The following is a 22,092-nucleotide window of genomic DNA, read 5'->3' on the forward strand; positions in this document are numbered from 1 at the left end:
AAGCCGCCTCACCGATCACAGAATGCTCGATCAACGACACGGACCTGCCAACCCTTTTGATCTTGATCGCTTCGTTCTTGCGCAGAATCCCGTCTACGAGTCTGTGCGTCAAGAGCTTGCGGCAGGCCGGAAGGCCACGCATTGGATCTGGTTCATCTTTCCGCAACTGAAGGCACTCGGCCGGAGTCCCACGGCCAAGTTCTTCGGTATCGACGGCATCGAGGAGGCGAGCGAGTACTGGGCGCATCCGCTGCTTCGTCAAAGACTGCTGCAGTGCGCACAGTTGATTCTTGACGTTCGCGGCAAGACCATCGATCAGATTCTTGGATCACCGGACGACATGAAGCTGTGTTCCTGCGCGACGCTGTTTTGCGAGATGGGGCCTCAGGAGACCGTCATGAAGGAAATCCTGGAACGCTACTACGAGGGCATACCGGACAATGCCACCCTCACGCTGCTTCAACGGCCTGGGCGTTCGCCGGACGCGTAAATCTGCACCCGCCGCCCTGTGCTTTGAATTGAGGCTTAGACGCGTCGCAGAGTCTGGCTGAGAGCCGCGCTCAATAGCGTCGGCAGGGACACGGTCACGCACGCGCCGCCGAACCGACGACGCCCGAAGCAGTTGACCAACACCGCATCGCCAATGGCGAATGCTCGCGGTGAACTCGTACACGGGGCGGTCGCCTCGCTCGTGACGATCGGGCGCGAAATCGCCGCTGACGTGCTTCGATGTGCCGGCAGTCATCAGGTGTTCCGCAGTGTTTGAAGTCGGCGGAAGGGCCGAGGTCGCTCAGCACAGCCTGCGACCTGCACTGCTTTGGCTGTGTGTACGCGAGGGATCGCCTTTTCTCTCTTCTGAGAAAATCCCCTTATGCCCAAGCTACCGCCGCAACAAAGTGAACGTCTACCGCTCGCAATGCGCAGAGCCGAGGAAAAGCTCGCCAAGCTTCCACCGGACCCGACCGCTTCCAGATTGCTGGACGCAGCCAGAAAGGCGGGAAGCACGACGCAGCGCGTCATGTGGTTGCAGCGCGCCGCATCTGCCTGGGCAAAACCGATGCAGGGCGTCGCTGCCTGCCGCAAGGGCTGCGACCACTGCTGCCACATCCCGCTGACGATCTCGAAGGTCGAGGCAGACGTGATCGGCAAAGCAATCGGTCGCTCGCCGCGGAAGCCGACCGCGGCAGTGCGGCTTGCAGAACTTGAGAACGACAGCGCTGCTTGGCAGCGAGCCCAGGCCGAGCTGCAAGCTGCGGCACCCGACACGCCTTGCCCGTTCCTCGTGGACCATGCCTGCAGCATCTACGAGAGCCGGCCTCTGCCGTGCAGGATCCTGATCAACCTCGACGATGACGAATTGCTATGCAGGAAGGTTGATGGCGTCGATGTGCCGGTGCCCTACGCGGACGCCATGGTGTTCAAGGCGCACTACATGGCGCTGCAGCCCGCCGGCGTGTTGGCCGATATCCGAGATTTTTTTCCTGACGCGGTGCCCTGTAGCGAAGACCTGCAGGCGCTGCAGGCAGGGACGGGCAGCGTTGATCGAGCGACCAGGGGCGTCGGGTGATGGTGGAGCTACGGGTCGGCGGCCCAAACCGGGGGGGTGGAGCCGGGCTTGGCACAGAGCAGGTTGCCGGTTGGCGCGTGCAGCGGGCATACCCCTCCGGAAAAGCGCGGACATGCAGCGGATGAGCCCGCACCAGCCTCTGGCTGCGATGGCTAGTAGCCGAGCTTCGCTGCCGCGGGGCGCCGTCCGCCGGCGCTGGAAGCCTGCTGGAACGCCTGCGTGATGAGTCCGGTTGTGGTGCCTGCGAAATAGCGAGCGCCCCACTGGCCGTACTTGGCTTCATCCTCGGGAGTCAGCGCAATCACACCGCCGCAGTTGCCCGCATCGCGAATGGCGCAGAGCGCGCGCTGGATCGCCGTTTCTACTTCGGGCGCCTTCCAGTTGTTGTCGAAGCCCATCGCGTGCGACAGATCGTTCGGTCCAACGAAGACGGCATCGACACCCGGGACGGCGGCGATCGATGCGGCCTGCTCGACCGCTTCGGGGGTTTCGATCATCACGATCAGGGCGACGCCCGCATTGCTGCGCTGCGTGTGCGCTACGCCAGGATAGGCCCCATAGCCGGCAGCGCGCGGGCTGAATGCGCTACCGCGTCGGCCCACGCGCGGATAGCGCACTTGCTGGACCAGATCGCGCGCTTCTTCGGCGCTGCCGACCATGGGAATCTGCACGCCGCTGGCGCCCATGTCGAGCACGCGAGAAATGTCTTGGCGCAGGCACCGCACCACGGGAACGATGCCGCTCGCGCGCGCAGCGCGCAGCATGTGTTCGGTGCTCTCCAGATTGGCGCTGCCGTGCTCGTTGTCCAGGATGATGAAATCGAACCCGGCGTAACCGCACATCTCGACGATGGCGGGGTTCGGCAGCGAATTGAACAGGCCGCGCAGGCGCTGCCCGCTCTGGAGGAGGGCGGGCAGCCGTGTGTCCAACGGATGGTGAGGATGGTCCATGGTGTGTTCGTCCTTCAATGGATGTCGGCGGCTTCGCGCATGGCGGCCGCGATCTTCGTCAAGCTGGGAACCCCGGCCGTGCACGGCCGCGAGCCAAAAAAAGGCCTTTCTGCGTTGCACCACCAAGCGCGGCTTTCGCACCGCTCGGCACTGAGAACGTGCGCGCTCATTCGATGCTCACGTGGTTGGTCTTGATCAGCTCTGCGAACTTCGCGGTTTCGGCCTGGATGAATGCACGAAACGCTTGCGGCGCCATCGGCTTGGGCGTGAAGCCCTGTGCCGCGAGCCGCTCGACGACCGAAGGCGTGCGCAGCACCGCCACCACTTCGGCGTTGAGCCAGTTGACCACCGGCGCAGGCGTTGCGGCCGGCGCGAGCAGCCCGAGCCAGGTCGCCGCCTCGAAGCCGGGCACGCCGGATTCGGCCACCGTCGGCAGATCGGGTGCGAGCGGTGAACGGGCGGCGCTGGTCACGGCCAGCGCCTTGGCCTGGTTGTTCTTGGCAAAGGCCAGCGCGGTCGTCATGTTGTCGAATTGCATGTCGATCTGATTGCCCGCCAGATCGACCAGCGACTGGCTGCTGCCCTTGTAGGGCACGTGCACCGCCTTGCCGCCGATGCGATTGAGGAACATGAGCGCCGTGAGGTGCTGCGAGGTGCCGTTTCCGCTCGAGCCGTACGACACGGCATCCGGCTTGGCCTTCACGACCGAGACAAGCGACTTCACATCGGTCGCGCCTGACTTGTTGCCGGCCAGCAGCACCAGCGGCGTGCTCGCGAGTTGGGTCACGGGCGCGAAATCTTTGTCGACGTTGTAGGAGATCTTCTTGAGCAGCGTGGGATTGACCGACAGTGCCGTCTGCGTGCCAAGCAGCAGCGTGTAGCCATCCGGTTTGGCGCGTGCGACGAATTCGGTGCCGATGCCGCCGCCCGCGCCGGCCTTGTTGTCCACGACCACGGCGGTACCCCATCGCTTGCCGAGTTCGTCCGCGACAAGGCGCGCGACGATGTCGGTGGCCCCGCCTGGTGCAAAGGGCACGACGATGGTGACGCGTCCGGTCGAGGGGTAGCCACCGGGGCCGGTGGCGGACTGTGCAGATGCGAGGCCGGCGATCCCCGCGAAGGCCGCGAACATGACTGCGCGGCGAAGAATGAATGGATGGTTCACGGCTCTTTTCCTTATTCGGCCTGGATGGCTGCGTCCTTGATGACCTTGCCCCACTTCGCAATCTCCGACTGCTGGAATGCGGTGAAGGCTTCCGACGTGCGGCCGTCCGGCTCGACGCCCAGGCCGCGCAGCTTTTCCTGCACCTCGGGCATCGCGACGATGGCGGCGATCTCGCGCGCGAGTCTGTCGACGACCGGCTTTGGGGTGCCCGCTGGCGCAAACACGCCCTGCCACGACTGCATCTCGAAATTCGGCGCACCCGCTTCAGACAGCGTCGGCACGCCAGTAAGGCTGGGCAGTCGCCTGGCTGCTGTCACGCCGAGCACCTTCACACGTTTGCCGTCGATCATCGGCCGCGCCGCCGCCACGGTTTCGAACACCATGTCGATCTGGCCGCCGACCAGATCGACGATGGCCTGCGAGCCGCCCTTGTAGACGATCTGGCGCATGCGCGTATGCGTGATGTTCTGGAACAACTGGCCCGACAGATGCTGTGACGTGCCGGGTCCTGCCGTTCCGTAGGTGAGGCTGTCGGGCTTGGCCTTGAGTTCTGCGATGACTTGTGCCACCGAATTGAAGCGGCTGCCTTCCGGCACCACCAGCACGTTGCTCACCATGCCCACGAGGTTGACCGGTGCGAAATCCTTGACCGGGTCGTAACCCAGGTTCTTGTTGAAGAAGGGGTTGACCGCGTGCGTGGTGATGGTTCCGCCCATGATGGTGTAGCCGTCGGCCGGCGCGCGTGCCACGGCCTGCGTGCCGACGATGCCGGAGACACCTGGCCGATTGTCGATGATCACGGGCTGGCCCAGCCGATCGCTCAGGTGCTGGGCCACCAGGCGCGCCACGCCGTCGGACACGCCGCCGGGCGAGAAGGGCACGACGTACTTGATCGGCTTGGTGGGCCAGGCGGCCGGCTGCGCTTGCGCGTGGCCGACGCCGTTGAGGGCACCAACCAAGGAAAGGGCCAGCGCGGCGAGCATGGTCGGTCGGATTCGGGGGGTCATGGGTTGTCTCCTGATTGAATGAAATCGTCCCGCTCAGGCGGGCTTCGAGGCTCGTGCCGTTTTGCGGCGCGCGGGGGGTGCGGTGCGCACCGAGTCGCGCTCGACCACGCGACAGGGAATGACCACGTTGCGCGGCTGTGCGTTGTCCTGCATCTGTTCGTGCAGCAGCTCGACGGTGGCCTCGACCATCGGCTCCACGCTCTGCACGACGGTCGTCAGGCGATAGGCACCCCAGGCTGCCTGCGGTACGTCGTCGAAGCCGATCACGCTCACGTCATCCGGCACACGAAGCCCCAGCTCCTGGCGCAGCACGTCCATGACGGCGATCGCCATGTGATCGTTGGCCACGAATACGGCGTCGGGGCGCTTGCGTTCGGGTACACCGGCGAACATGGCGCGCGCCGCATCGCCTGCACGTTCGAAGCTGTAGTGCCCAACCTCGCGTCGGAAAACCGAGGCGCCTGCCTTCTGGAGCGCCTCGTTGAAGCCGCGCTCGCGCTCCAGGTTGGTCGATGACTTCTCCAACCCGGCAAGGAATGCGATTCGCTTGTGGCCCCGCGCGAGCAGCAATTCGGCGACCATGCGCCCACCCTCGCGGTTGTCAGAGGTGACCGAGCTGGTCGTGTGGCGTGCGAAGGCGCTGGTGTCGGGCACGCGGTTGAACAGCACCACCGGCACGCCCGAATCCGCGCACTGGCGCGCGAGGTCCGGCGACAGCATGGCCGAGGCCATGACGATGCCGTCGATCTGGTACTGCAGGATCTCATCGAGCACGCCATCGGTCTCGTCACCATCGCTGATGAACATCAGCACGTGGTAACCCTGCTTCTGCAACTTCTGCGAGAGCTTCTCGATCACCAGCGGATAGAACTGGTTCTCGAGGTAACCCATGACCAGCGCAATGATCCGGCTGCGCCGCGTGATCAGGCTGCGAGCCATGGCGTTGGGCCGGTAGCCCAGCGATTTGGCCGCGATCATCACGCGGGCGCGCGTGTCTTCCGACACGCTCGCACCCGGCGTGAAGGTGCGGCTCACTGCCGACTGCGACACGTTGGCGAGCCGGGCGACATCCTGTGCCGTGGCGTTGGACCTCATGCCGCACTCCAGCCGCCATCGAGCATCAGTGCGCTGCCTGTCATGAGGCTCGATGCTTCGCTCGCCAGGAACACCACTGCACCCATGATTTCTTCGGTCTTGCCCAGGCGTCCGAGCGCGATGCGCTCGGTGACCCAGCCGCGGAATGTGGGGTCGGCGAACATGTTCGCCGTCATCGCGGTCTCGATGAAGGTGGGGCATATCGTGTTGACGCGGATGCCGGCTGGGCCGAGCTCCCAGGCCAGCGCCTTGGTCATCCCCTCGACCGCATGCTTGCTCGCGCAGTAAAGCGTGCGGCGTGGACTGCCGACGACGCCCATCTGCGAGGAGATGGTGACGATCGAACCCGGCAATTTCGCCGCGAGCAGGCCGCGCGCTACCGCACGCGCGACATAGAGCGTGGCTTTCACGTTGAGGTCGAAGACGGCATCGATGTCCTCGTCTTGCACCTCGGTCAGCAACTTGGGCCGGTTGAGTCCGGCGTTGTTCACGAGGATCTGGAACGGCCGGGCAGCGCTCAGCGCGCTGTTCACGGCGGCCGAATCGGTCACGTCGAGGACGACGTGATCGCATGCGCCGCCCTCGGCGCGGATCAGCGCGCAGGCGTCGCGCAGTTCGTTCTCCGAACGCGCGGCGAGCGTGACATGCGCGCCGGCGCGCGCCAGCGCTGTCGCGGCGGCCAGGCCGATGCCGCGCCCGGCGCCGGTGACCAGCGCGCGCTGGCCGTCCACGCGAAACCCCGGCGAGCGAGGCAGGCCGGCCATCACGACAGCGCCGGCACCGGCTGGTACCACGGCACCTCGGCGCGCGTGCCGTAGCGGCGCACGCGCAGGTTGGCCTGCTCGCCATGGCCTGCAAAGTTCTCCATGTGGCACAGCCTGGAGCAGTACTCACCCATGAGCGCGCTCGCTTCGTCGGTCAGCACCTTCTGGTACGTGCAAGTCTTCAGGAACTTGCCGACCCACAGGCCGCCGGTGTAACGCGCATTGCGGTTGGTGGGCAGCGTGTGGTTCGTGCCGATCACCTTGTCGCCGAAGCTCACGTTGGTGCGCGGGCCGAGAAACAGGGCGCCGTAGTTGGTCATGTGCGCCAGGAAGTAGTCGGGGTCGCGCGTGAGCACCTGTACGTGCTCGAAGGCCAGCTCGTTGGCCTTCTTCAGCATCTCCTCCTGCGTGTCGCAGACGATCACCTCTCCGTATTCGGCCCAGCTCACGGCCGCGATCGCGGCGGTGGGCAGGATCTTCAGCTGGCGATCGATCTCCGCCATGGTCTCCTGCGCCAGCCGCTCGCTCGTCGTCAGCAGGATCGCCGGCGAAGTGGGGCCGTGCTCGGCCTGTCCCAGCAGGTCGACCGCGCACATCTCGCCGTCGGCCGTCTCGTCGGCAATCACGAGGGTCTCCGTCGGGCCCGCGAACAGGTCGATGCCCACGCGGCCGTAGAGCTGGCGCTTGGCTTCGGCCACGTACATGTTGCCCGGACCTACCAGCATGTCGACGGGCGCGATGGTCTCGGTACCCACGGCCATGGCCACCACGGCTTGCACGCCGCCTAGCACCAGGATCTCGTCGGCGCCGGCCATCGACATCGCCGTGACGATCGCGGGGTGGGGCGCACCTTGGTAGGGCGGGGCCGTCGCGACGACGCGCTTCACACCTGCCACTTTGGCCGTGAGCACGCTCATGTGGGCGGAAGCCAGCAGCGGGTACTTGCCGCCGGGGATGTAGCAGCCCACCGCGTCCATCGGGATGTTGCGGTGGCCGAGGACAACGCCGGGGTATGTCTCGACCTCTACGTCTTGCATCGAATCGCGCTGGATCTGTGCGAAGTTGCGCACCTGCTTTTGCGCAAAGGCGATGTCTTCGATCTCGCGCGCCGAGAGGCTCCGGCGCGCTTTCTCCACCGCATCGGCACTGAGCCGGAAATCGGCTGGATCCCAGTTGTCGAACTGTTTGCTGTAGTCGCGCACGGCGGCATCGCCGCGTGCTTCGACGTCCTTGATGATGCTTTCGACGGTGGCGCGCACCCTGGCATCTTCATCGGCTCGGACTTGCACATCCTTGCCTCGCTTGAGGTATTTGATCATCGGGTCGTTCTTCCCATGGTTTGGTGTTGCATTCGTATGCAATGTCGAAAGCTTGCATTCGTATGCAAACAGGGAAAACCCTAGGATTCGTTCGTAGGGCGTACGCCTGCTCAAGGCAACACCAAGTCGCGCCAACGTTCACAAACCTCGGTCCGATCCGCGTCGGGCTTGATTGCCTCCTTGCTGCAGTTCGCTATACGCGTCGGGTCGTTGAGGCGATCGACTTGATGGCAGCGGAGTAGGGGACTACCCCTTCAATTGCGTCCGCCGCGATGAATACGGCGGTTGCTTTCGTCTAGGCCGTGAGACCGCTATCGATTCGCCGCATCGACGAGCAGGGCCGGGACTCGCAGCAATTGGAAGCGGTGCGCCTTCTCTGACATGGAGCCACGCCACCTCCCGACCTGGTTGCCACGGCGCAGCCGCTCCATTGGAGTCTTCAATCCATTTCTTACAGAGGCTCTGACATGAACCGAATCACACGCACCATTTTTGCAAGCTGCATTGCCCTGGCTACGGCGTCTGCCATGGCCCAGGCAGGGGGAGGCAGCGGCGGTGGTGGTGGCCCGGGCCTGGCCAGCCCCGACAGCGGTGCCACACAGCAAAAACCAGCTACCAGTGGAACCGGGCCACCAACCCGAATGGCACGACAACACTTCCCAACGCCGCCCAGGGCAGTCCGAATTCGGGCGGCAATCTCTCCGGTGGGTCCAAGTCCTCCGGCGCCGCAATGAACCCAGACCGAAAGTCGAACAGCTCGAAGAAGGGCGCTGTGGGTAACACGCAAGGCACCGGGCAAGCGCAAACCCCAAGTCCACAGTAACAACAGCCTTCGCGGTCTGTACAGCGACCGTTCGGCGCAGCGGGCGGCTGAGGCAGCGAGTTTCGTGAACTCGCTCTCAGTCCCACCGCGAGCGTTGGTCTGCCGACGCTAACACTGGGGAGGAATCGAAGAACGGTGGCAGCCTGGGTTGTGCCTGGATTCAGATCGGCAATGGGAACACGCGTCCTCCTGCTGGCGGAGTCGCCCGAAACGTTTGTGCTCCGTCATGACTCTTGACGGTTTGAGCGTGAGAATCTTCTCTGTATGGTCACGCGCGTCGACTGTCCTGCCTGATGACCCGTCGTGGCCGATCGGTAGCTCGCACCCGACGCCCCAATGGTGTAGCTCCAAGCAGGATCGTTCGTTGCAGTGGAGAACGATATGCCGCTCCCTCGGACGGCGCGCCTTCAACTCTTGTAGCCGAGTCGCTTCATCGCCTCGGCCAGCGGTTGGCGTGTCTGCCAGTAGCGGGCCCACGGATCCGCTACCTGAAAAGACAAGTGCTCGCGCGCCGTCCGCACATTCCATTGCGATCCGCTCCTGAGCGCGCCGAGATCGTCCCATGCGACAGGCATTGAGACGCCCAATCCCGGCCTCGCTCGCGCCGAGAAGGCTGCCGCGGTTGTTGCGCCGTGGCCGTTGCGCAAATAGTCTACAAACAGCTTGCCCACCCGGTTGCTGGGCCCGCTCTTGGCCACGAAACGCCCCGGAATTGTTCTGGCCAAGTGCTGCACGATCGCTTGCGAGAATCCCTTGACTGTGTCGTAGTCGTAGCGCGGTGCCAACGGCACGACCACATGCAGACCCTTGCCACCGCTGGTCTTCAACCAGGCCTGCAGGCCAAGCGCCTCCAGCATCGCCCGTACCAGCGAGGCTGCCTCCTGGATGTGGCCCCAGGTCGTCCCCTCGCCCGGATCAAGATCGAAGATCATCCGGTCCGGCTTGCCGATCGCCTTGGCCATCGAATTCCATGTATGGAACTCGATCACGTTCATCTGCGCGGCACCGGCCAGAGCCTTCGCGTTGCCGATTTCGAGCAGCGCCGCGTGGCCCGGCCACAGCGCCTTCGGAAGTTCGGTGATGCCGGGGACCCCAATCTTCTCTCCGTGCTTTTGGAAGAAGAGTTCGCCGGTCACACCGGTGGGCCCGCGCACCAGCGAGCACGGGCGGCCTTTGAGGTGCGGCAGGATGAATTCCGCGACCGACTCGTAATAGCGCACCAAGTCCAATTTGGTGACGCCCGTGCTTGCATCGATGACTCTGTCGCCGTGGCTTACCTTGACGGATGGGCCTGACGGGGGTGCGCTCGTGGGCTTGCCGGCCCCAGTGGCCGATGGTGCGCCGATGGCCTTCGGCCGCTCGCGCACGATGACCTTCGCGGGCTTGTCATCGCGCAGCCCGATGAAGGAGGCATGGCGTATCTGCTCGTCCGGCGTCCATTCCGCAAAACTCACCTCCGCGAGCAGCCGAGGCTTCACCCAGCGCTCGGTGCCTGCCTTGCGCTTGGACCACCTGCCGGGCGTGGTGTCGCCCTTCTCGAAAGGCGAGCTCGAAATCGCGAGGGGCAACAGCTTCTGTTTGATGTCGTGGGCCTCCTCGCCGCTCCAGCCGGTGCCCACGCTGCCCACCGAGGTCAGTTTGCCGTCCCCATCGTGAACGCCCAGCAAAAGGCTGCCGACCTGGTTGGCACCATCGGTACGGTCGGTGTACCCGCAGATCACGAATTCCTGACGCAGCTTGCACTTGAGCTTGAGCCAAGTTTCGCTGCGTCGGGACACGTACGGGGCGTCGGCCCGCTTGGCGATCACGCCTTCCATCTGCATCTGGCACGCCGAGCGCAGAAGCGAGGTCGGGTCGGCCTCGAAGTTGTCGCTGAACCGTACCTGTTCGGTCGCTTTCTCCGCAAAGAAGTCTTTCAGGAGCTGCCTGCGCTCCCGCAGCGGCAGCTCCCGCAGGTCATGACCTTCGAAGAAGGGCGTATCGAACACGAAGAAGACGATGCGGTCGGTGCCTCGGCCGCGGTCAAACGCGTTCTGCAGGGCGTTGAAGTCGGGCGAGCCGCTGGCCCCAAGCACCACGATTTCTCCGTCGAGGAACGATGAACGAAGGCCGAGTGTGGAGAGTTCGTCTACGAGCGCAGGCATCTTCGCGCTCCAGTCGTGTCCGCCGCGCGTCATCAGCGCGACTTTTCCCTTGTCGAGCCTGGCCATCAAGCGGTAGCCATCGAACTTGATCTCGTAGAGCCACTCGCCAATGGAAGGAACGCCGGCGGCCAGCGTGGCCAGTTGCGGCTTGATTTCGGCCGGCAACGCCGTTTTTCGGGTGGGCCTCGTGGACCGCGGCGCACTGGCCGGCTTCGGGGTGGGCGAAGCGACAGGCGAACGGCGACTCGGCTTGCGCAGCGGCTTGGCGATCACGCTGTCGGGCAGCGCCGTCACCACGTCGTAGTCGGCGTGGGCGCGCGCGTGTTCGTCCTTTTTCTTGAAAAGAATCCACGGCTCCTGCCGCTCGCCGCCTTTGGCGATGTTGACCAGTTCCCATTGACCCTCGAGCTTCTGACCATGCAGCCTGAACACGAGCTTGCCCGCGGCCAGCGACGCGCGCGGATCTCCGACCGGCTCCCAGGTGCCGTTGTCCCAGACGATGACGGTGCCCGCGCCATACTGTTTCGGCGGAATGGTGCCTTCGAATGACGAATAGGAGATCGGATGGTCCTCCACGTGGATGGCCATGCGCTTTTCATTCGGGTCGAAGCTGGGGCCCTTGGGCACCGCCCATGAAATCATCACCCCGTCGAGCTCGAGCCGGAAGTCGTAATGCAGGCGCGATGCCGCATGCTTCTGAACTACGAACGTGAGCGCGTGCGGGCTCGGCGTGCCGCCTTCGGCAGGCTCCGCAGTGACAGCGAAGTTGCGCTTGGCCTTGTATTTGGAAAGTGCGTCGCCTCTGGCCATCGGTTAATCGCGCCTCAGGCAATGCTGCGGGGGCCGAGCACCTTGTGCGGACCATCGGAGCATTTGCAGGAACTCAGTTTGATCATCCTGTCTGTTCAGCTACTCAGTTGCCGCTCGATGAAGCCTGAGCGAGTGGGACAGCAGACTCTGGCACCACCTCCGAAGCCGGCATGTTCGCCACCAAATCCGAAGCGATAAATGTCCCCCAGGCCAAAGTGCTGGTCCTTCACCGGACCCCAGGGACTAAGGCGGGCTCCTTCGCACCGGGATGGCACGAATTTCGCTCGAAGCGAATCTCATGTCACGTAGGAGCAAGGCACCAGCTTCGGTCGGCCGTGCGTCTCTCGGAGCCCTACGTAGCTCAATCTGGTTGGCGACCGGACGCAGTGCACCACCGAGTGATGACCAATGCAATGTGATGGCGTGACCGTAGCGACCGGGCCAATCAAATTCGTCCTCTACACACGCAAAAATTCGCCGCGCCTCAAGCCATGATCTCGCCGCGTAACCGCTTCGAGAATTTTTCGTTGACCCCCGCCAAGTCGATTTCGCAGCGCTTAGCTGCGGCGTGGTCGTGGAACTCCGCCCACTCGTAGGGTGTATTCGTGGGTCCGTCTTGACCGCGGCCCGCGGCGCTGCACCCCCGCGTCGCATTGGTGAGCGCAAATATGAAATCAGTGTCGCGGCCGAATGTGCGAAGGAGCTCGTTCACGAACTGGACTTCGACTCGATAGGTGACCGTGATCAATGAAGTTCTCCGGCTAGGCGGCCTGACACCCTTCCGGGCGGTGGCGCACGTCGCTTTCCAGATTGGAAAGTAATACCAATCTACAAATTAACGTAAACCCTAGCAATCCGAACGCGCCCCGTACTCAATGCAAACCGGGTTTAGTTCACGCAACCGCTGTCGGAATAGCGTAGGCGGCCTCAGAACTGTGTCTACAGGCTGCTCGGCATAAAAGCCAGCGCTACGGTCAGGCCCGTATCCAAGTCGACCGCACACTAATGAAAGTCCCGGCTCGCCGTCGACAGCCGCCCGAGCAGCGGCGTGAGGTCCTCGAGTCTGGCTGCGACAAGGCTGCGGAGCTCTCCATCCCGCTGCCAGGTCCCGTGTACGGCCATCAGACGTGAATTCAGCAGCTCGTGCCGCTGCGCCAGCTTGATGCTCTTCCACGCAATGACCTGCACCGTGCCCGTTTCGTCCTCCAGCGACACGAAGATCACCCCCTTGGCTGTCTCCGGTTGCTGGCGCAGCGTGACGATGCCGCAGTAGCTCACGAATTCGCCGTTTTCCAGGTCCTGCAAGTCGGCTGCGGCCATGAGCTTGCGCCTTGACAGCAGCGGGCGTAGCAGCGCGAGGGGATGGCGGCGCAAGGTGAGGCCCGTGGCCGCGTAGTCGAACATGATCTCCTCTCCCTCGGGCGCCGACGGCAATTCGAGGATGTCTTCGTCCACCGGTGCGTCGCGCAGCAGCAGCGGCGTGGCACGCAGAGCCGACGCATCCCAGACCTGCTGGCGTCGATGCCCGCTCAAGCTCATCAGCGCATCTGCGCTGGCGAGGAGCTTCATTTCATGGTGTTCAAGTCCGGCGCGCCGCGCGAGGTCCTCGGCACTGGTGAAATGCGCAGCTGCGCGTACCTCCACGATGCGCTGGGCGGAAGTCCACTTCAACCCCGACAGCAGCCGCATCCCGAGCCGTACCGCCGGGACATGATCGATGTCCTCCAGCGTGCAGTCGAGATCGCTGCGCATGACATCGGGCGGCCGCACGTCGACACCGTGGCGCTTGGCGTCCTGCACAAGCTGGCTTGGGCTGTAGAAACCCAGAGGCTGCGAGTTCAACATCGCCGCCAGGAACTCGGCCGGATGGTGGCACTTGAGCCAGCAGCTCGCATAGACGAGCAACGCGAAGGACGCCGCATGGCTCTCCGGAAAGCCGTATTCGCTGAAGCCCTTGATCTGCTCGAAGATGGATTCGGCGAACGCTCGTTCGTAGCCGCGATCGGTCATGCCCACGACGATCTTGTCGTAGTACCGCTCCAAACCTCCTTTGCGCTTCCAGGCTGCCATCGCGCGGCGCAAACCATCAGCCTCACCCGGGGTGAAGCCTGCGGCCAGGATCGAGATCTGCATCACCTGCTCTTGAAAAACAGGTACGCCGAGCGTGCGGCCCAACGCCTCCTTGAGCGCCTCGCTCGGGTAGGTCACTGGTTCCAGGCCCTGGCGGCGCTGCAGGTACGGATGCACCATCCCGCCGACGATGGGACCCGGCCGCACCAGCGCGACCTCGACAACCAGGTCGTAGAAGCACCGCGGCTTCAACCGCGGCAGCATTTGCATCTGCGCGCGGCTCTCGATCTGGAACACGCCGACGGTGTCGGCCTTGCAGATCATGTCGTAGGTGCTGCTGTCCTCGGCTGGAATGTCTTGCATCCCGAAGTCAAAGCCCTTGCGCTGGCCGACAAAAGTCAGCGCCTTGCGGATCGCCGTGAGCATGCCCAGCGCCAGGCAATCTACCTTCAGGAAACCCAAGGCATCCAGATCGTCCTTGTCCCATTCCAGCACTGTGCGATCGGCCATCGACGCGTTCTCGATGGGCACCATGCGGCACAGCGGCCCCTTGGTGAGCACGAAGCCGCCCGTGTGCTGACTCAGGTGCCGCGGGAAACCCATCAACTGGCCGGTGAGCAGGATGAGTTGGCGCACCTGTAGGTCGTCCAGCGAAAGGCCTAGCTCGGTCAGGCGCTCAGGCAGCACCGCCTGACCGTCGAACCATTTGTGGTCCTTGGCGAGTTGGTCGACCACGTCCAGCTTGAACCCCAGCGCTTTGCCCACGTCGCGGATTGCGCTCTTGGGCCGGTAGCTGATGACCACCCCCGTGATGGCCGCGCGATCCCGGCCGTAGCGGCGATACAGATACTGAAGCACTTCCTCTCGGCGCTCGTGCTCGAAATCGATGTCGATATCCGGCGGCTCGTTGCGCTCCCGGCTGATGAAGCGCTCGAACAGCACACTCATGCGTGCAGGATCCACCTCCGTCACGCCCACGCAATAGCAGACCACCGAGTTGGCAGCACTGCCGCGGCCCTGGCAGAGGATGTGCTGCGAACGCGCATAGGTGACGATATCGGCCACCGTGAGGAAGTAGTGCTCGTACTTCAAGTCCGCAATGAGCTCGAGCTCGTATTCGATCTGCGTCTGTACCTTCGCGCAGATGCCTTCAGGCCAACGGCGGCCCGCGCCTTCATACGTGATGCGGCGCAGGTAGGAGGAAGGCGTCTCGCCTTCCGGCACTACCTCGTCGGGGTACTGGTACTTGAGTTCATCGAGCGAGAAACTACAGCGAGCCACGACATGGAGCGTCTCGGCAAGCAGGTCCGCGGGATAGGTCTGCGCCAGGCGCAGGCGGGTGCGAAGGTGCCGTTCGGCATTCGGTTGGAGGTCCAGTCCGCATTCGGTGAGCGGCTTGCCCACCCGGGTGGCGGTCATCACGTCCTGCAGCGGCTTGCGCGAGCGCACGTGGAAATGCACGTCGCCAGCGGCCACCAAACGAATCTCCGTCAGAGCGCTGACCTCCCGCAGCCGGTGCAGCCACATCTCATCGTCAAGCAGCCGCAGTTGATCGACGCCGAACCAGCAGCGACCTCGGAACTTGCTGAGCAGCCATCGGCCGATGGCTTCGAGCTGTGTGGGCGAGGACATGCGCTTGGGGCAGGCGAGCACCACGCAATCGTCCAGTGCAGCTGCATCGAGTTCGCCGAAGCTCAGTTGGTAGGAGCCCTTTTCAGACGCGCGGCGCAGCCGCGTGATGAACTCGCACAGATTGCCGTAGCCGTTGAGGTTGCAGGCATAAACGATCAACGTGAACGGGTGAGCGCAGTCAACCCGGAACTGGCTCGCGATCAGGAGCGGAAGGTCGACCTCCTTGGCGACCACATGGGCGCGCACGACGCCGGCGAGGCTGCACTCATCCGCAATGGCCAGAGCACGGTAGCCCAAGGCCTTGGCGCGTTCGACGAGCTCCCCCGGCTGGCTTGCGCCGCGCAGGAAGGTGAAATTCGTGACGCAGCGCAGTTCCGCGTAGTCGGGAATTGCAGTCGCTGAGGAAGGGGCGGACATACACGCTCAGGCGAAGATGCCGTGCAGGAACCAGGCGCTTTCTTCGTTGGCCAAGCGGGTCTGGAAGATCCACAGGACACCGGCGTGCTCGCTCAGCGCCACCCAGTAGTCGCGTGCGACATGTCGGGTTGAGCCTGCATCCGGGTGATCCTTGCTCCCGGGATCGCCGGGCCTGTCGCCTACCCGGTCCCACCAGCCGTATTCCACGCGATGCGGCCCTGCCAACAACTGCAAAGGTCCCTGGTACAGGGGCCCGTTCTCGCGCGAGGCCAGGCGCAATGGATTCGGAAAGATGAACGTGGGCTGAGGGTGCTCCACGCAGCGCGCGAGTTGGCGTGGATGGGGCTCGGGCGCCGGTTGCCAATGACACATCCATTCGGGGCGGTGGTCTTCCGTGACCACGGGCCGCAACACGCGTTCCGGTCTGAGTCTCGCTGCAATCCGTTCGAGCACGAGTGCGAGGCTCTCACCATCTTCCCTGGCGTCTGGCAGCAGCGAGTGGCTGGACTCTTCATGGGCTCGAACCTCGTCGGCCACGAGTTCCAGGTCACCGACAGGTGCCGGTAATTCGACCTTGGCGAGGTGCTCGGCCAAGAGCCGGCTCAGGTGCTCGATGCTGCGCGATGGTGCGGCTGTGCGAATGGTGATTTCGCCGCCATCGCCAGCGGTCTTCGCACGCATCGCGTCATGACACCACTTCAACGTGTAGGCCGTGACACCCGCGCGCCGGGCCGACAGCCAGGCGCACATCTGCATCAGCAGTCGGCGCGCGCCGAACAGCAAGGCAGGGGCCAGTTCGACGCGTGACATCAGTTCGAGCTTCGCGCTGAAGCTGTCCGGCAGTTGCACCCAAGCATGCACCTCCGGGCGCAGCCCGTACGCCTGGTCCAGCGCGCCCAGCAATTCCTTGTCGAAGCGGCGGCTCAGACCCCCGCGCGGCAGGGCACGTACCTGGCCTAGGGTCTGGCAGCCCAGGCGCGACAGGGTCGCCGCATGTGCGGCTACCGGGGCCAGCACCTCGATGGGCAAAGCGTCGAGCAGCGCCTCGAGCGGTTTCGCGAAGCCATTGGACTGGCCAGTGCGGGCAATAGCCACAGCTGCAAGACTCGTCGGCGCCCAGCCAAGTTGCGCGACCCCTATGTCCAGCGCCTCGACCTTGACGCGCTCGACAAGCTTGCGCTTCCCGCCGAAAAGGCGAACGCTAGCTTCCAGTTCCATGACCACAGCGGCTGAGACGGCGGCGGGGTCGACGAGGCTGGTGCGCGGAGTGAACTGCAAGCACCAGAGCGCGAAACCGCGAAGGGCCTCAAGGCGTTGGGACTCGGAGAGTTGGGGGGCGGGAAGAAGGGCGGCCCAGAACATGGGAGAGGCTCGTATCGACTGCGCGCTTCTGGCGTGCGGCGATGAGTGCGCTCGGCTTCATAAGCCGGGGCGTGATAAGTGAATCCAGGCTTGCGGGGACAGACGGCAGCTTGATCAATCCGTCATGAGTGCCGCCCTTGCGTTTGAGCAGGTGCACGTGCAGTTCCCAATCGGGCGCATGGCGCACTTGCAGGCGCAATGGCGCCGCGGAAGGTTCGTGCTCTGCGGTCGCAGGCCGACACAGGAAGACAGGGCTGTTGCAGCTGTGCGCGCAGACCTGAAGGCGCCGGATCTGTTCCTGACGGGCCTGAGGCAGCCATGAGATCAAAAGGCCGGCGGCGTTGGCCTTGACCAACTGTTCGGTGACCCAGAGGCGCTCGGCTGGAGTCTCCGCCTGAATCCAGACCAGGAGACGTTCGTCGACGCCTTGCTGACGCAACCCGGGAAGATGCGGATGCTTGGGTGGACTGACGACGATGACGTGCTTGCCCTGAGACGCGACGTCACGGATCGCAGGGCCAAGCAGGCGCCACTCCATGACGCCAGGCTGCGGTTGTAGAAGCTCGGTCAGCGCGTGGGCCGGCCAACCGCCACCGGGAAGTTCTTTGTCGAGGTCAGGAAAGCCAGTGAGGACCACTCTGGTGGTTGGTGTTCCAAGTTGGTCGCCGCGCCAGACGGCGGCCTGCACTGCCGCGGGCAATTCACCCGGCTGCAATTCGGCCCGTGCGGGAGCGCCCAGCGGCGGCCGCTCAGTGTCGTTTTCGTCATCCCAGTGCAGCAGCGAAGCCATGAAGGAATACTGTATAAAACAACAGTATTACGCAAATATGGGCACTTGTCAGGGATGTTTTTGTAACGCAAGCGGTGAAGAAAGCGCTCCGGGATCGCCGGGCTCAGGTGCAGTCGTCGTGCGCTTTCGAAGCAAGGAAATGAGGCCTACCGGCATCAGGTCAGGCATTCGTAAATGACCGTGCGAATGTGATCGACAGCGTTGCAATCGCAGTCGCAATACGCGGCGCCAATCCGGGAGCGCTGTGCAATCACCAGGTCAAAGGCCAGTGGCGCTGTGCGAAATGCTCGTCCGGTAAGAGTTCGCACGCCTGACAAGGCTCCCGGCGACTTTATTTTCCGGGACTGAACACGGCGCTCTCTTTTCAGCCTGTGGTGGCGTCCAGCCTGCAATCACGCCGCGCTACGGCGAAATCGTTTGCCGCGACGATGCCCGGATCTCGGTGACTGTTCCTAGGTTCGAGGTGGGAGGCTTGTTCGTGAAACTCTTCACATCAACCTCGCCCTTGCTTTGCGGGGTTCAGCGTGGGCAGCGTGCCGGTGTCGGTGGCGACGATGAATTCCTTCGCGTCCACGCGCTGCGAGGCACCCAGGAAAGCGTCGTAGCGACAGGAAAACTGGTTGGAAAGCGATGCGCGTCACACCAATTCTTGAATCGCGTTTTGAAGACCATCCCTAGCATCAGAACGATTGATGACCGAGCGAACAGATGGGGCTTGCGCCGTTTCTGATCCTTCTTTCGATTGGACTGCCACGCTCCTCAGCAGAGAACGAGGCTCTGCTGCAACGTATTGACCAACCTCTCGGCGCGGTGCGATAGGGCAGCCTTTCAAAGGAAGAATGCGTGAGCACCGCCTGCCCCAGATCAAACGCCCAGGATCGAGACGGCCTTCGTGTTGAGGTAAGCCTCGAGCGCCTCGGGGCCGCCTTCCGAACCGTAGCCCGAATCCTTCACGCCGCCGAACGGCATTTCCGGCGACGGGGTGGCGGGCTGGTTGATCCAGAGCATGCCGAGTTCGAGCTTCTGGCTCAGCAGGTGCGCGTTCTTGATCGACTTGGTGAAGGCGTAGCCGGCCAGGCCGAAAGGCAGGCGGTTGGCTTCGGCGATGGCTTCGTCGAGCGTGTCGAAACCGCGGATCGCGGCGATGGGGCCGAAAGGCTCGTTGTTGAACACGTCGGCGTCCAGCGGCACGTCGGTCAGCACGGTGGGGGCGAAGAAGTTGCCCGAGTCGCCGACGCGTTCGCCGCCAGCGGCCACGGTGGCGCCCTTCTTGCGCGCATCGTCCAGCACGTGGGCCATGGCCGTGAGGCGGCGTGCGTTGGCCAGCGGTCCGATGGTCGTGCCTTCGGCGAGGCCGTCGCCCAGCTTCAGCCCTTCGGTGTACTTGACCAGCGTGCGGGCGAATTCCTCGCGCAGGCTGTTGTGCACCAGGAAACGGGTCGGCGAGATGCAGACCTGGCCGGCATTGCGGAACTTGGCGGCACCGGCAGCCTTGACGGCCAGGGCGACGTCGGCGTCTTCCGCCACGATCACCGGCGCGTGGCCGCCCAGTTCCATCGTGACGCGCTTCATGTGCGAGCCGGCCAGTGCGGCCAGTTGCTTGCCCACCGGGGTCGAGCCGGTGAAGGTGACCTTGCGGATGATCGGGTGGGCGATCAGGTAGTTCGAGATTTCGGCGGGGTTGCCGAACACGAGGCCCACGGTGCCGGGCGGAATGCCGGCGTCGACGAAGGCCTGCAGCAGCGCGGCGGGCGAGGCCGGGGTTTCTTCAGGCGCCTTCACCAGGAACGAGCAGCCGGTGGCCAATGCGGCGCCGAGCTTGCGCACGATCTGGTTGATCGGGAAGTTCCACGGCGTGAACGCGGCGACGGGGCCGAGCGGCTCCTTCAGCACGAGTTGCTGAGCGGCCAGGTTGCGCGAGGGCACGATGCGGCCATAGACGCGGCGGCCTTCGTCGGCGAACCATTCGATGATGTCGGCGGCGGCCAGCGTCTCGCCCTTGGCTTCGGCGAGCGGCTTGCCCTGTTCTTGCGTCAGCAGCTTGGCGATGTCGCCGGCGCGTTCGCGGATGAGGCCCGCGGCGCGGCGCATGACGGCGGCGCGCTCGTTGGCGGGGGTGTTGCGCCATTTTTCGAAGCCGCGCTGGGCGGCGGCCAGGGCGCGGTCCAGGTCGGCGATGCTGGCATGCGCCACCTTGCCGATGGCCTTGCCGGTGGCGGGGTTCACGACGTCCAGCGTCTTGCCGCCGGTGGCATCGACCCATTCGTTGTCGATCAGCAGGCGGGTGTCGGTGTAGGTGGCGGATAGGAAAGGGGTCATGGTGTCGGACGCGGAAAATTTGGAGGAGCCCACGGCTCAGCGCAGCCAGCTGGCGGGTACGAGGATCAGTTGCGGAAACAGCACGAAGAGAAACATCAATGCCGTGAGCGACAGCAGGAACGGCCACACGCCCTGGATCACGCTGTCGAGGCTGACCCGCGCCGTGCCGGCCACGACGTTGAGCACGGTGCCCACCGGCGGCGTCAGGAGGCCGATGGCGTTGTTCATGATGAACATCACGCCGAAGTACACCGGATCGATGCCCGCCTTGGTGATCACCGGCATGAGGATGGGCGTCATGATCAGCACGGTGGGCATCAAATCGAGCGCAGTGCCTACGATGATCACCAAGACCATGATCACGAACATCAGCAGGATCTTGTTGTCCACGAAGGGCTCCAGCAGCTCGGTCACCTGCGCCGGGATGTTGGCGATGGTGATGAGCCAGGCCGACACCAGCGCACAGGCCACCAGGAACAGCACGGTACTCGATGTCTTGGCGGCGCTGAGCACCAGCTCGGGCATGCGCTTGAAGTGCAGTTCGCGATAGACGAAGCGGCCGACCACGAAGGCATAGACCACCGCCACCACCGCCGCCTCGGTCGGCGTGAACACGCCGAACTTCATCCCGCCGATGATCACGATGGGCAGCACCAGCGCCCAGATGCCGTCGAGCAGGCAGCGCAAGAGCTCCCGCACATCGAAGCGACGCACCGCCACGTTCCTCTCCTTCTTCGCGCACAGCCACCAGGTGGCCGTGAGCGTCAGCGCCATCATGATCCCGGGGAACAGGCCAGCCAGGAACAGCTTGGTGATCGACACCTGCGCGACCACGCCGAACACCACGATGGCGATTGAGGGCGGAATGACCGGCGCGATGATGCCGCCCGCGGCGATGAGGCCGGCCGCGCGCGGCACGTTGTAGCCTGCGTTGCGCATCATAGGGATCAGGAGCGCCGCAACCGCCGCGGTATCGGCCACCGCCGAGCCCGAGATGCTCGCGACCACCGTCGCCGCGATGATGGCCACGTACCCCAGGCCGCCGCGCACATGGCCGACCATCGCGTCGGCCACCTTCACGATGCGGGACGACAGGCCGCCCGCGTTCATCAGCTCGCCGGCGAGCATGAAGAAGGGCACGGCCATCAGCGGATAGTTGTTGACGCCCTCGAGCATGTTCTGCGCGAGGATCTGGGTGTCGAAGCTGCCCAGGTGCACCATGAGCGCGACGCCGCACACGAGCAGCGCGAACGCAATGGGCATGCCGAAGGCCATGGCCCCCAACAGCGAGGTGATGAAGACGACGATGGTCATGGGTGGTGTCTCTCGGGCTCGTTCATTCACCCGCGCTGGCGGTGTCGTTCACCAGCTCTTCGCGTGTCATCCGTCCGGTCAAGAGGCGCCAGAGCGACCGCGCCAAGATCAGCGCCATGCCCGCGCTGCTCACCAGGAGGCACGCATACACCAGGCCGATCGGCACGCCGGTGACCGGCGCGCGGTCGTCCATGCCGATCACCACCAGCTTCCAGCTTCCGTGCACCAGCATCAGACAGCAGGCGAGCGCGCCGAAGTCCGCGATCCCGCGGCAGATGCGCTGGCCCCGTTCGCCCAGGCGCGCGACGATGGTCGACATGCCCAGGTGCGCGTTGTCCTTCATCACCATCAGCGCGCCGATGAGCGTGAGCCACATGAAGACGAAGCGGGAGGCTTCTTCCGAAAAGACGATGCCCGAGTTGAAGGCGTAGCGCAGCACGACGTTGCCGAACACGAGGGCGACCATGACGGCCATCATCGCGATCATCAGGACGTTGGCGCCGCGCTCGAAGAGGCGGGAAAGCATGGTGAAAGTCTCCGGTTG

General features: G+C 64.3%; 16 protein-coding genes. 2 read left to right on the top strand and 14 right to left on the bottom strand.

Going from position 1 to position 22,092, the window contains the following annotated elements; all coding sequences use genetic code 11:
• Positions 1 to 22 precede the first annotated feature (22 nt).
• Together RT97_RS05085 and RT97_RS32010 are read left to right on the top strand one after the other, a co-directional pair.
• Positions 23 to 490: a DUF1810 domain-containing protein gene (locus RT97_RS05085; RefSeq protein ID WP_042577691.1), complete on the top strand. Its 468-nt coding sequence runs from the start codon at positions 23 to 25 to the stop codon at positions 488 to 490.
• 381 nt (positions 491 to 871) lie between these two features.
• Positions 872 to 1,567 carry a YkgJ family cysteine cluster protein gene (locus tag RT97_RS32010; protein ID WP_080898173.1) on the top strand — a complete coding sequence of 232 codons (696 nt, stop codon included), beginning with the start codon at positions 872 to 874 and terminating at the stop codon, positions 1,565 to 1,567.
• A 152-nt stretch (positions 1,568 to 1,719) separates the two neighbouring features.
• Here the strand turns inward: RT97_RS32010 and RT97_RS05095 are convergent, their stop codons facing one another.
• The 14 genes from RT97_RS05095 to RT97_RS05160 form a co-directional block, all read right to left on the bottom strand.
• Positions 1,720 to 2,535, bottom strand: a complete 816-nt coding sequence (locus tag RT97_RS05095) for an HpcH/HpaI aldolase family protein (protein ID WP_367379254.1) — start codon at positions 2,533 to 2,535, stop codon at positions 1,720 to 1,722.
• Positions 2,536 to 2,683: 148 nt separating this feature from the next.
• On the bottom strand, positions 2,684 to 3,682 hold the full coding sequence (locus tag RT97_RS05100; protein WP_253278129.1) for a Bug family tripartite tricarboxylate transporter substrate binding protein: 999 nt from the start codon (positions 3,680 to 3,682) through the stop codon (positions 2,684 to 2,686).
• An 11-nt stretch (positions 3,683 to 3,693) separates the two neighbouring features.
• Positions 3,694 to 4,689, bottom strand: coding sequence for a Bug family tripartite tricarboxylate transporter substrate binding protein (locus RT97_RS05105; protein ID WP_080898174.1), 996 nt, complete (start codon positions 4,687 to 4,689; stop codon positions 3,694 to 3,696).
• 33 nt (positions 4,690 to 4,722) lie between these two features.
• Complete coding sequence (locus RT97_RS05110; protein WP_042577695.1) at positions 4,723 to 5,784, bottom strand: LacI family DNA-binding transcriptional regulator; 1,062 nt, start codon at positions 5,782 to 5,784, stop codon at positions 4,723 to 4,725.
• Positions 5,781 to 6,548 (bottom strand): SDR family NAD(P)-dependent oxidoreductase, encoded by a 768-nt coding sequence (locus RT97_RS05115; RefSeq protein WP_042577696.1) that lies wholly within the window; start codon positions 6,546 to 6,548, stop codon positions 5,781 to 5,783. Before RT97_RS05115 ends, RT97_RS05110 begins: the two co-directional genes overlap by 4 nt.
• Positions 6,548 to 7,867 carry a histidinol dehydrogenase gene (gene hisD / locus RT97_RS05120; RefSeq protein WP_042577697.1) on the bottom strand — a complete coding sequence of 440 codons (1,320 nt, stop codon included), beginning with the start codon at positions 7,865 to 7,867 and terminating at the stop codon, positions 6,548 to 6,550. Before hisD ends, RT97_RS05115 begins: the two co-directional genes overlap by 1 nt.
• Before the next feature lie 1,230 nt (positions 7,868 to 9,097).
• Positions 9,098 to 11,644, bottom strand: coding sequence for a DNA ligase D (gene ligD, locus RT97_RS05125; RefSeq protein WP_042577698.1), 2,547 nt, complete (start codon positions 11,642 to 11,644; stop codon positions 9,098 to 9,100).
• 484 nt (positions 11,645 to 12,128) lie between these two features.
• Positions 12,129 to 12,392: a hypothetical protein gene (locus tag RT97_RS05130; RefSeq protein ID WP_042577699.1), complete on the bottom strand. Its 264-nt coding sequence runs from the start codon at positions 12,390 to 12,392 to the stop codon at positions 12,129 to 12,131.
• A gap of 254 nt (positions 12,393 to 12,646) precedes the next feature.
• Complete coding sequence (locus RT97_RS05135) at positions 12,647 to 15,763, bottom strand: error-prone DNA polymerase (protein WP_042577700.1); 3,117 nt, start codon at positions 15,761 to 15,763, stop codon at positions 12,647 to 12,649.
• A 6-nt stretch (positions 15,764 to 15,769) separates the two neighbouring features.
• Positions 15,770 to 17,125 carry a Y-family DNA polymerase gene (locus RT97_RS05140; protein WP_042577701.1) on the bottom strand — a complete coding sequence of 452 codons (1,356 nt, stop codon included), beginning with the start codon at positions 17,123 to 17,125 and terminating at the stop codon, positions 15,770 to 15,772.
• A complete protein-coding gene (imuA, locus tag RT97_RS32340; RefSeq protein WP_080898175.1) occupies positions 17,070 to 17,915 on the bottom strand; it encodes a translesion DNA synthesis-associated protein ImuA in 846 nt (281 codons plus the stop codon). The genes RT97_RS05140 and imuA overlap by 56 nt, the downstream gene beginning before the upstream one ends.
• Positions 17,916 to 18,779: 864 nt before the next feature.
• Positions 18,780 to 20,234 carry an NAD-dependent succinate-semialdehyde dehydrogenase gene (locus RT97_RS05150; protein ID WP_042577893.1) on the bottom strand — a complete coding sequence of 485 codons (1,455 nt, stop codon included), beginning with the start codon at positions 20,232 to 20,234 and terminating at the stop codon, positions 18,780 to 18,782.
• Positions 20,235 to 20,270: 36 nt separating this feature from the next.
• Complete coding sequence (locus RT97_RS05155) at positions 20,271 to 21,548, bottom strand: TRAP transporter large permease subunit (protein WP_042577703.1); 1,278 nt, start codon at positions 21,546 to 21,548, stop codon at positions 20,271 to 20,273.
• Positions 21,549 to 21,570: 22 nt separating this feature from the next.
• Positions 21,571 to 22,074 (bottom strand): TRAP transporter small permease, encoded by a 504-nt coding sequence (locus RT97_RS05160; protein ID WP_042577704.1) that lies wholly within the window; start codon positions 22,072 to 22,074, stop codon positions 21,571 to 21,573.
• Between the last annotated feature and the right edge of the window lie 18 nt (positions 22,075 to 22,092).

The organism is Variovorax paradoxus, from assembly GCF_000834655.1.
GTDB lineage: Bacteria > Pseudomonadota > Gammaproteobacteria > Burkholderiales > Burkholderiaceae_C > Variovorax > Variovorax paradoxus_F.

What these genes read in the sequence shown, in the direction of transcription:
- RT97_RS05160 (WP_042577704.1), bottom strand. Translation starts at nt 22,074, where the DNA reads ATGCTTTCCCGCCTCTTCGAGCGCGGCGCCAACGTCCTGATGATCGCG.
- RT97_RS05085 (WP_042577691.1), top strand. Translation starts at nt 23, where the DNA reads ATGCTCGATCAACGACACGGACCTGCCAACCCTTTTGATCTTGATCGC.
- RT97_RS32010 (WP_080898173.1), top strand. Translation starts at nt 872, where the DNA reads ATGCCCAAGCTACCGCCGCAACAAAGTGAACGTCTACCGCTCGCAATG.
- RT97_RS05115 (WP_042577696.1), bottom strand. Translation starts at nt 6,548, where the DNA reads ATGGCCGGCCTGCCTCGCTCGCCGGGGTTTCGCGTGGACGGCCAGCGC.
- imuA (WP_080898175.1), bottom strand. Translation starts at nt 17,915, where the DNA reads ATGGCTTCGCTGCTGCACTGGGATGACGAAAACGACACTGAGCGGCCG.
- RT97_RS05150 (WP_042577893.1), bottom strand. Translation starts at nt 20,234, where the DNA reads ATGACCCCTTTCCTATCCGCCACCTACACCGACACCCGCCTGCTGATC.
- RT97_RS05105 (WP_080898174.1), bottom strand. Translation starts at nt 4,689, where the DNA reads ATGACCCCCCGAATCCGACCGACCATGCTCGCCGCGCTGGCCCTTTCC.
- RT97_RS05110 (WP_042577695.1), bottom strand. Translation starts at nt 5,784, where the DNA reads ATGAGGTCCAACGCCACGGCACAGGATGTCGCCCGGCTCGCCAACGTG.
- hisD (WP_042577697.1), bottom strand. Translation starts at nt 7,867, where the DNA reads ATGATCAAATACCTCAAGCGAGGCAAGGATGTGCAAGTCCGAGCCGAT.
- RT97_RS05135 (WP_042577700.1), bottom strand. Translation starts at nt 15,763, where the DNA reads ATGTCCGCCCCTTCCTCAGCGACTGCAATTCCCGACTACGCGGAACTG.
- RT97_RS05155 (WP_042577703.1), bottom strand. Translation starts at nt 21,548, where the DNA reads ATGACCATCGTCGTCTTCATCACCTCGCTGTTGGGGGCCATGGCCTTC.
- ligD (WP_042577698.1), bottom strand. Translation starts at nt 11,644, where the DNA reads ATGGCCAGAGGCGACGCACTTTCCAAATACAAGGCCAAGCGCAACTTC.
- RT97_RS05140 (WP_042577701.1), bottom strand. Translation starts at nt 17,125, where the DNA reads ATGTTCTGGGCCGCCCTTCTTCCCGCCCCCCAACTCTCCGAGTCCCAA.